This window comes from Variovorax gracilis (assembly GCF_030317115.1).
Classification (GTDB): domain Bacteria; phylum Pseudomonadota; class Gammaproteobacteria; order Burkholderiales; family Burkholderiaceae_C; genus Variovorax; species Variovorax gracilis.
On record NZ_JASZYF010000036.1, the window covers coordinates 42,569 to 50,844 of the forward strand.

General features: G+C 67.9%; 6 protein-coding genes. 5 read left to right on the forward strand and 1 reads right to left on the reverse strand.

The annotated features are described in order from the left end of the window. Window positions 1-27 precede the first annotated feature (27 nt). From QTH97_RS32510 to QTH97_RS32530, 5 genes are all read left to right on the forward strand, one after another. Window positions 28-615 (forward strand): DUF2760 domain-containing protein, encoded by a 588-nt coding sequence (locus tag QTH97_RS32510; RefSeq protein WP_286572718.1) that lies wholly within the window; start codon window positions 28-30, stop codon window positions 613-615. Next, entirely contained in the window at window positions 612-2,486 is a 1,875-nt protein-coding gene (locus QTH97_RS32515; RefSeq protein WP_286572719.1) for an Hsp70 family protein, read from the forward strand. The genes QTH97_RS32510 and QTH97_RS32515 overlap by 4 nt, the downstream gene beginning before the upstream one ends. A 19-nt stretch (window positions 2,487-2,505) precedes the next feature. Then, the gene (locus tag QTH97_RS32520; protein WP_286572720.1) at window positions 2,506-5,280 is read left to right on the forward strand and encodes an Hsp70 family protein; all 2,775 of its coding nucleotides are present in this window, start codon (window positions 2,506-2,508) and stop codon (window positions 5,278-5,280) included. 492 nt (window positions 5,281-5,772) lie between these two features. Then, complete coding sequence (locus tag QTH97_RS32525) at window positions 5,773-6,540, forward strand: bestrophin-like domain (protein ID WP_286572721.1); 768 nt, start codon at window positions 5,773-5,775, stop codon at window positions 6,538-6,540. Between the two features lie 330 nt (window positions 6,541-6,870). After that, window positions 6,871-7,263: a hypothetical protein gene (locus QTH97_RS32530; protein ID WP_286572722.1), complete on the forward strand. Its 393-nt coding sequence runs from the start codon at window positions 6,871-6,873 to the stop codon at window positions 7,261-7,263. Between the two features lie 297 nt (window positions 7,264-7,560). On the opposite strand, the gene QTH97_RS32535 is transcribed toward QTH97_RS32530, so the two are convergent. Next, window positions 7,561-8,276, reverse strand: a 716-nt coding sequence (locus tag QTH97_RS32535) for a coiled-coil domain-containing protein (protein WP_286572723.1), incomplete at its 5' end; no start/stop codon positions are given.

Here is an 8,276-nt window from a genome sequence, read left to right on the forward strand (position 1 = left end):
CGCGCGGCTGGCGACTTGGAGCAATCAATGAACCACTCGCAAGCACCCTCTTCCGACGGCAACGTCAAACCCTCGCTGTTGCGCCGCATTCCAATGGCGTTCGGCGCCCTGTTCGGTTTGTTGGCGGATGCCGATTTGGCCGCGCGGTATGCCGCGCTGCGCCATGGCGCAGCAGCGCCGCCACCGGTTCCGCCCACGGCCGCACCGCTTCCTGAACCGCCGGCGTTGAAGGAAGCAAGTCCCGACGCCGCGCTGCAACTGCTTGCGCTGCTGCAACGTGATGCGCGGCTGATCGACTTTGTGGGTGAGGATCTTGGCGGCTATGCCGACGCGCAGATCGGCGCGGCGGCACGCCTGGTGCACGAAGGCTGCGCCAAGGTGCTGCGCGAGCACTTCAGCATCGTGCCAGTGCGTGACGAGGCCGAAGGCGCCCGCGTCACGCTGCAGAGGGGCTTCGACGCCGCCGCGGTGCGCCTGACCGGCAACGTGGTCGGTCAGCCGCCCTTCTCCGGCAGCCTGACGCACCGGGGCTGGCGCGTCACAGAGGTGCGGCTGCCCAAGCTGGCCGAGCGCCACGATACGCATGTGGTGGCGCCGGCGGAGGTGGAACTATGAGCAATCCACGCTTCGCGATCGGCATCGACCTGGGCACCACGCACAGTGCGCTGACGTACATCGACATCGCAGCCAGCGATGGCGAGGCCACCGTTCACGACCTGCTGTCGATTCCACAGCTGACTGCCCCGGGTGCGGTCGAATCGCTAGCGCTGTTGCCGTCATTTCTGTACGTGCCGCATGCAGACGAAATGGCGGCGGGTGAGTTGACGCTGCCCTGGTCGGCGGACGCCCGTCATGCCGTGGGCGAACTGGCGCGCAGCCGCGGGGCGACGACCCCGATCCGGCTGGTCTCGAGCGCGAAGAGCTGGCTTTGCCACCCCGGCGTGGACCGGCGAGCCACCATCCTGCCCCACGATGCGCCGCCCGAGGTGGCGCGGGTGTCGCCGCTCGATGCCTCGATTCGCTACCTCGAGCACCTGCGCAGCGCCTGGGACCATGCGCACCCTGAAGCGCCATTTGTCGAGCAGGATGTCACTGTGACGATCCCGGCGTCGTTCGACCCCGCCGCGCGCGAGCTGACAGTCGAAGCCGCCAAGGCCGCGGGCTGCAGTTCCCTGACGCTGCTCGAAGAGCCGCAAGCGGCGCTGTACAGCTGGATCGAGGCCAGCGCCGCCAGCTGGCGCAAGCAGGTCAAGCCGGGCGACATCATCCTGGTGGTCGACGTCGGCGGCGGCACCAGCGACTTCTCGCTGATCGCCGTGCTCGAGCGCGACGGCAACCTCGAACTGCACCGCGTCGCGGTTGGCGACCATATCCTGCTCGGCGGCGACAACATGGACCTGACGCTCGCGCATGTCGTCGCCCGCAAGCTGGCCACGGCCGGCACCACGCTGGACGCGTGGCAACTGCGCGCCCTGACCTACGCCTGCCGCAGCGCGAAGGAACGACTGCTTGGAGATACCGCAGCACCTGCGCAACCCATCGTCGTGCCCAGCCGCGGCAGTAAACTGATCGGCGGCTCGATCCGCACCGAGCTGACGGGCGACGAGGTCGGCGCGACGATCGTGGATGGTTTCTTCCCCCGGGTCGAAGCCTCGGCGCGACCCGTGAGTCGCGTTCGTGTCGGCTTGTCGCAGTTGGGATTGCCCTATGCGCAAGACGCGGCCGTCACCCGCCACTTGGCGGCGTTCCTCGGACGGCAGCTCGGCGCGGTCGCCGAGTTGGAAGGGTTCTTTGGCGACCGCGTCGGCCACGGCGTGGAGGGCGCCAGCTTCCTGCACCCGACGGCGGTGCTGTTCAACGGCGGCGTTTTCAAGTCGCCGCTGCTGGCCGACCGCACGCTGGCGACCATCAACGGGTGGCTCGCCGCTGAAGGCGCCGCACCGGCGCGGCTGCTGAGCGGCGCCGACCTCGACCTCGCTGTAGCCCGGGGCGCGGCCTACTATGGTTATGTGCGGCATGGCCACGGCGTGCGGATTCGCGGTGGCACCGCGTTCGCGTACTACGTCGGTGTTGAATCGTCGATGCCCGCGGTACCAGGCATCGAGCCGCCAGTGCAGGCCCTGTGCTTGGCCCCATTCGGCATGGAGGAAGGCACCGAAGCCGAACTCCCGGCGCTCGAACTCGGTCTGGTGATCGGCGAACCAGTTCACTTTCGCTTCTTTGCCTCGTCGGTGCGGCGTCATGACGGCGTGGGCACGCTGCTGGACGCCTGGACCTCCGACGAACTGCAGGAACTCGCTCCGATCTCGGCCACGCTGCCACCCGAGGGGCGCAGCCCCGGCGAAGTAGTGCCGGTGCGCCTGCACGCCCGGGTCACCGAGGCCGGCACGCTCGAACTCGAAGCCGTGCCGCGCAGCGGCGGCGAGCGGTGGAAGATCGAATTCGACGTGCGCGGCGAACGCCCGCAGGACGCCGCGGGAGGGTGAGCCGATCTCTGGGAACAGCATGACTGCGACCTACACGGTCGGCATCGACCTCGGCACCACGCACACGGTGGTCGCCTATGCGGCAGCGAACGGCCAAGTCGCGGAAGACGCCATCCGCCTGTTCAACGTCGAACAACTGGTCGCGCCAGGCGAAGTGGCGGCGCCGCCGCTGCTGCCGTCGATGCGTTACCACCCGCTGCCGGGCGAGCTGGCGCCAGGTGACCTGGTACTGCCTTGGGCGCCGGCCGGCAACGGTGATACGGCGGTGATCGGCAGCCTTGCGCGCCAGCTTGGCGCCCGGGTGCCCGGGCGGCTCGTGACCAGCGCAAAGAGCTGGCTATCTCATGCGGCAGTCGATCGGTTGGCGCCCATCCTTCCTTGGGGTGCGACGGCAGATGTACCGAAGGTCTCTCCGGTCACTGCAAGCGCGAGCTACCTCGCGCACCTGCGCGCGGCCTGGAACCACCGCTATCCACAGGCCCTTCTCGAACACCAGGAACTGGTGCTGACCGTGCCGGCCTCGTTCGACGACGCGGCACGCGCACTGACCGTCGAGGCCGCACGCGAGGCCGGATTGCCCCAGCTGCGCTTGCTCGAAGAACCTCAGGCTGCGCTGTACGACTGGCTGTTCCGGCACCGCCATGCCCTTGCGAAGGAGTTGGCGGGCACGCGGCTGGTGCTGGTCTGCGATGTCGGAGGCGGCACCACGGACTTGAGCCTGGTGCGCGTCGACAAGGATGGCGCCGACCCGCGACTCGAACGCATCGCGGTCGGTCGCCACCTGATGCTGGGCGGCGACAACATGGACCTGGCACTCGCGCACTTGGCCGAATCCAGGCTGGACGCAGCGGCGGGCCAGGCTGCGGCGCGCCTGTCTGCAGGCCAGCTGTCGCAGCTGGTCGAACGCTGCCGCTCCGCCAAGGAACGACTTCTTGCTGCCGATGCACCGGCCAGCGCACAGGTAACGCTGCTCGGCGAGGGTTCGCGCCTGATCGGCGGCGCGCGTTCGGTGGCGCTGGGCCGCGACGAGGTCGAACGCATCGTGGTCGATGGCTTTTTCCCGCCGGTGAGCGCCGGCGAACTGCCGAAGCGCGAGCGCTCCAGCGGCTTGGTCGCGTTCGGCCTGCCGTACGCGAGCGACCCGGCGGTGACGCGCCACATCGCCGGCTTTCTGCAGCAGAACGCAGAGGCCGGCTGGCCCGACGCACTCCTGCTCAACGGCGGCGTGTTTCGCGCCGAGGCAATCGCCGCGCGCCTGCATGCGACGCTTGGCGCATGGCGGGGCGCACCGCTGCAGGCACTGCAGAACGTCGACCCGGACGTTGCGGTCGCGCGCGGCGCGGTCGCCTACGCGCTGGCGCGACGCGGCTTGGCGCCGAAGATCAGCGCCGGCTCGGCGCGTAGCTACTTCCTGCCGCTCGACGACAGCAAGGGGCGAGCCGTCTGCGTGCTTCCGCACGGCAGCGAAGAAGGCCGCGAGATCCGCCTTGAAGGCCGCAGCTTCGAGCTGCGCATAGGCGAACCGGTACGCTTCCACCTCGTGTCGACCACGGGCGATGCCGCAGGCCAGCCCACGCCGCTGGCAGGTGACCTGATCGATCTCGACGATCGCGATGTGCAGCCGCTGCCACCGGTGGCCACCGTGGTGCGGGCCGGCCGCGGCAGCGCGCGACGCAACATCCCGGTGCAGCTGACAGCGATGCTGACCGAGGTCGGCACGCTCGAAATGCACTGCATCTCCGCCATCGACCCAGCGCAACGCTGGAAGCTCGAATTCCAGTTGCGTGCCGATTCATCTGCCCCGGCATCCGCGGGGGCCGGACTGCCACCGCGCTTTGGCGAAGCGGTCGAGTGCATCGAGCGGGTCTTCGGCGCGCGCGACCGCCAGGTGGGACCCAAGGCCGTCAAGCAATTGCGCACGCAACTCGAAGCCCTGCTCGGCAGTCGCGAGCGGTGGACGACTGCGTTGCTGCGTCCCCTGTTCGACGTGCTGTGGCAGCGCGCGCGTGGCCGCCACCGCTCGGCCGACCACGAGCGCCTATGGCTGAGCTTGGCCGGGTGGTGCCTGCGACCGGGTTTCGGAGACGCGCTCGACCCCTGGCGCATCGAGCAGCTGTGGCCGCTCTTCGAGATGGGGGTGCAGCATGGCCACGAGCGCCAGGTCAACGCGGAATGGTGGACGCTCTGGCGCCGCGTCGCCGGCGGCCTGGAAGAAGCGGCACAGCAACGCCTGCTCGAGGATTTCGCGATGAACCTCCAGGGCGAAGAGGCGGGCATCCGCGAGCGACCGCCGCGGCTCGTCAAGGGGGGCTGGGACGACATGGTGCGCATGGGCGCTTCGCTTGAACGCATACCGGTCGAACACAAGGTCGAGATCGGCGACTGGCTCGTCGAGCGCCTGCAGCGGCCGGGCGCCGCAAGCGATCCGCAGGCACGCGACATCTGGACGCTATGGGCCATCGGCCGCATCGGCGCGCGCGCGCCCCTTTACGGCAGTGCGCACGGTGTGGTGCCCACTGCCCGCGCCGCCGTCTGGCTCGACGCACTCCTTGCGCTGGATTGGAAGCGCGTCGAAGGGGCCGCTGCCGCCGCCGCCAACCTGGCCCGTCTGAGCGGTGATCGCGCTCGCGACCTGGCGCTCGAAGCGCGCGAACGAGTCATCTCGCGGCTCGAGGCCCATCGGGCTCCGTCGGCATGGATCGCTCGCGTGCGCGAAGTCGTTCCGCTCGACGAAGCCGGAGAGCGCGGCGTGTTCGGCGAAGCTTTGCCACCGGGATTGAAGCTTATCGGCTGAGTGCCGACAACCGGAGATGTTGTCTCCACTGTCGTTGTTGGGTACGCGCAGCTTTCGCTCACAACGGTGCGCTACGCTTGGAATCCCGGGATCCGCTCTCGGCAATCAGTCCATGTCGCGACGAATTGGGTGGTGTCGCCAAACACCAAGGCGTCGATCGGTGTAAGAACGCGCGCGATCGCCCTGCCTCTGCGACCAACCACCGGATCCAACTTTGGTTGGATGGTCCAAGCGGTCTCAACTTTCTATGCTGCCCCCGTCACTGATGCTACCGACCCTGTGAATGGCTGCCTCTTGGTTTGAGCGAACTCGATGGACCGCGCGTACGGAACGACGATTGAATCCCGCCGACGCCGAGGTCTCGGCCGCATCATCATCGCCAGCGACGCGGGAACGGCCGATGCCGCGGACACCGACAGGATCGCTTGTGCCGAATCGCATGGCTGACGACGAGCCGGCGGCCTTGAGGGATTGGATACCGATGGAGGGTCCATGCCCAGGGTGACGGACTACCCGCTGGCCGTCTTCGGGCTGTCCTTTCTGCTTCTGCTGATCTCCGTTTGGACGGGCGCGTTGCTGTTCAGGAGATGGTGGCCGCCCAAGGACAGCACTCGGGACGACTTCGGCGTCATTCAGGCCGCCACGCTGACGCTGCTGGGGCTCATCATCGCCTTCTCCTTTTCCATGGCCGTCAGCCGCTACGACCAGCGCAAGACTCTCGAGGAGGCCGAGGCCAACGCGATTGGCACCGAATTCCTGCGCGCCGATCTGCTGCCCGGCCCCGACGCCGCCAAGGTTCGCGCCCTGCTGGCCGACTACTTCGATCAACGCGTCCTGTATTACACGACTCGCGACGAGCAGGAACTCAAGACGATCAATGCCCGCACCGCGCGGTTGCAGGCGGAACTGTGGGCCGCGGTCGCCGCGCCGGCCGCGGCGACGCCTTCGCCGACAACGGCCCTTGTGGCGATGGGCATGAACGATGTTTTGAACGCGCAGGGCTACACGCAGGCCGCCTGGTGGAACCGCATTCCTAGCGCGGCATGGATCCTCATGCTGACGATCGGGATCTGCTGCCATGTGCTGGTCGGCTACGGCGTGAAGGATCCGAAGGAGGAGCGCGCCCTGCTGCTTGTGCTGCCGCTGGTCATGTCGATCGCGTTCATGCTGATCGCCGACATCGACAGCCCGCGCAGCGGCGCCATTCTCGTGAAGCCGGTCAATCTGCTGAGCATCGCGGAGTCGGTGCGCCCGCGTTGACGAGACGGCGTGCCGCTTGTGGACCGACAGATCCGCTACGGCGCGACCAAGCGGCGCGACCGTGCGGCTGCTCTCGCGGACTGCGTGACTGCACCACAGACCCCAGGACTCGGATGCGCTCCTGCGTCCGCAGCCGACAGTAGCGCACCGTCGCCGCTCGCCTAACAACTCTCCGCATTCTGAACATTCGGTCCCATCGGCATCGGCGACAGTTTCTTTTCCAGCATCAGGAATTCACTGCCGCCGCCGGCGGTGAAGCCGTACAAATCGATTGGCAGGACGCGACACGTTGGCCTACATTGGGCTTCCACCCACCAGGAGGTTCGCAACATGCCCATTCGCATCGCATCGCTGACCCACCGCATCGCGAGGAACGGCGCGATGCTTCACAAGGCGACGAAGGACCGCGTCCACGCCCTGGGGGCGGACCATGAGCCGTCCGAAGCCGAACAGGCGCTGGCCGAGGAGCGCCGCCTGCTCAAAGAGGAGCGTGCGAAGCGCCAAGCGCAAGCGCAGCAGCCGAGGGCAAAGGCCGTCGACAAGCTGGTGAGAACGCACCACCCTCAGGCCAAGGAGAAGCCCAAGGAACAAAAGGAGCCCAAGGAGGCCAAGAAGGCCAAGGTTGGCAAGGCCCACAGGCCCTCGCGTGCCGAGAAGCACGCAGCGCAGGCGGCGGCCCTGCAGGCCGCGAGGACAGCGCCAAAGAAGTCAGCGAAGACCTGAACGAGCCCTCAGGCACCGCGCGCAGCGGCTGATTCGTCTGCTGCCCAGAGAGGTTGCCGCAAGGGAAGGCTAGGCGCATGGGGCGCGAATGATCGCGCTGGCGCAACCATGGGCGGAGCGCCGGTTCGTCGCCTGCTTTCTCGATGCCGCCGATGCCCTGCGCAGTCGCTGGTCGAGCGTCGATTGCCCGAGCCTCGAGACCGGTCTAGACGAACTGTCCGCGCGCCGGCACTTGCCCTCGGTGCTTCCGCCTAAGCGCCCAGCCAGCGCCCCTTCCAGTGCATCGATCACGGACAATCACTTCGATGATTTTCGCCGTCGGGCAGACGGTGCCTTTTGGCCTTCCTCGTGGTGGGCCTCGAACCGGCGCAGCACGGTCGCCGTCGAAGCCAGGCTCTCCTGTAGTTGTGCGATCTCGCGCCCCGACTGTTCCTGTTGGCGCAGAGCATGAGAGGCGAGGTCAGTTGCCCGCTTCTCCGCGTTTGCGGTTCGCTCCCTTAGGGTGGCCAGCTCGATCTGGGCCTCTTGGACCCGGCGCGACCATGCAGCGGATACGTCCCGGTGCCCGGCTTCCTCGTCCTGCAGCGCCTTGTGTGCAACCGCCAGAGCGGTGCGAGCGGCCTCCGCTTCGCCAGCACGGGCCTTTTGTTCTTTGGTGAGGTCGCTGCTGGCTTGACGCGTGTTCACGCGCTCGCGATCGAGCTCGGAGAGGAGGCGGCGTTCCTGCGAGAGATGGCGCTCCTCGGCTTCCTCCGCGGCTCGCTGCTTAGCGGCGAGTTCCATCGCTGCCTTCTCGCGCAGGGCTTCCTTGCTGGCCAGCGCTTCGTCGAGGGTCTTTCGGAGGCGCCGCACCTCGGCCTCGGAGTCGCTGAGCAGGCGCCCGGACTCCTGAAGCTGCGCGCGCATCTGGGCTTCCATGGCAGCGACCGCCTGGCGTGACGACGCGAGGGCTTCATCGAGCGCGGCGCGTGCCTGGTCGAAGGAGGTCGCGCGTTGTTGCAGTTCTACCTCCT